General features: G+C 44.3%; 1 protein-coding gene. It reads right to left on the bottom strand.

Annotation, left to right across the window (positions count from 1 at the left end; translation table 11 throughout):
* Nucleotides 1-112 precede the first annotated feature (112 nt).
* The gene (locus LI015_RS27915) at nt 113-1,108 is read right to left on the bottom strand and encodes a tyrosine-type recombinase/integrase (RefSeq protein WP_002593041.1); all 996 of its coding nucleotides are present in this window, start codon (nt 1,106-1,108) and stop codon (nt 113-115) included.
* Nucleotides 1,109-1,157: the final 49 nt, after the last annotated feature.

Raw genomic sequence — 1,157 nt, 5'->3', positions numbered from 1 at the left:
AGCACGCATAACAATTCTATATAATTATAACTGTGCTCAACATCCCCCATAAGCGTACTTTAAGTAAGCCTCCCATCTGGCAGGCCAAAAAAATCCTGTCAGATTTTAAGAGTTAGGATGCAGCATACATGTCGTACTCATATCTAATCTTTCCGGCACCATTTTTTGCATATATCCTGGTGGTTTCTACACTCGAATGCCCCATCAAATCACATAATGTTGGAAGCGGCATACCTTTGTTCAATGCACGCGTGGCAAATGTGTGCCTCAGCAAATGCGGAAATACCCGCTTACCCAGCCCTGCCTTTTTTGCAATCTTCCGGATAATGTTCTCCAGGGCATTCTTCTTTAATCCTTGATAAGGTGCCCTTTTTGATAGTATCACAGCCCCGCTCCTACGGTCCCCCAAATATCGTTCCAAATATTCCATCGCACGGTCATTAAAGAACACCATGCGCTCCTTCTTTCCCTTTCCTAATACTTTCCCACATCCCGCCTGAAGGTCCATATCTTCTACCCGCATACTGACCACTTCGCTGACACGACAACCACTTGCCAGGAACAGCTCCAGAACTGCATTGTCACGGATATTGGTTCCACAGGCAATACGCAGTTTCTCTACTTCACGGCTGGTCAATGCCTCCCGTATTTCTGCTACATACTTGATTGGGTCCACGGTGGACATAGGATTTTTTGAGATGTAGCCTCGTTCATGTAGAAAAGTAAAGAAGGAGCTTGCAATGCGCCGTTTGTGGTCTTTGGTGCTGGAGCTAATCTTTCTAGCCTGCTCATAATAATTAAGGCATTCCACCACATCCTCTCCCGCGATTTCCTGTACTGGCTTACCTACATAAATCAGTAAGTCCGTCAAAAAACGCTGGTATTGATTGACTGTACTAACCGAATAATTTTCAAACCTGATTTTCCCGATGAAAATATCCAATTCTGGAAAGCTGATTATGTTGGTACTCAACCCGGTTTCCCTTTTGGATATTTCGTAGTTTCGCAACACTGACGATAGTGCCCCGTCAATCACCTGCAGCGCAGGCCGGTCCAGTTCATTGGACAACCTGGCCATAAGCTCATCTTTTAACCTTACTTCATCCATTTGTTCTACCTCCATACAATAAATTTGGTATCTTTATTGTATGATAGGA

The organism is Enterocloster sp. 210928-DFI.2.20, from assembly GCF_020554465.1.
Classification (GTDB): domain Bacteria; phylum Bacillota; class Clostridia; order Lachnospirales; family Lachnospiraceae; genus Enterocloster; species Enterocloster bolteae.
Note: the sequence above shows the minus strand (reverse complement) of the source record. Positions and strands in the feature narration are given on the sequence as shown.

Excerpts from the sequence above, each read along its gene's own strand:
- LI015_RS27915 (WP_002593041.1), bottom strand. The coding sequence starts at position 1,108 with ATGGATGAAGTAAGGTTAAAAGATGAGCTTATGGCCAGGTTGTCCAAT.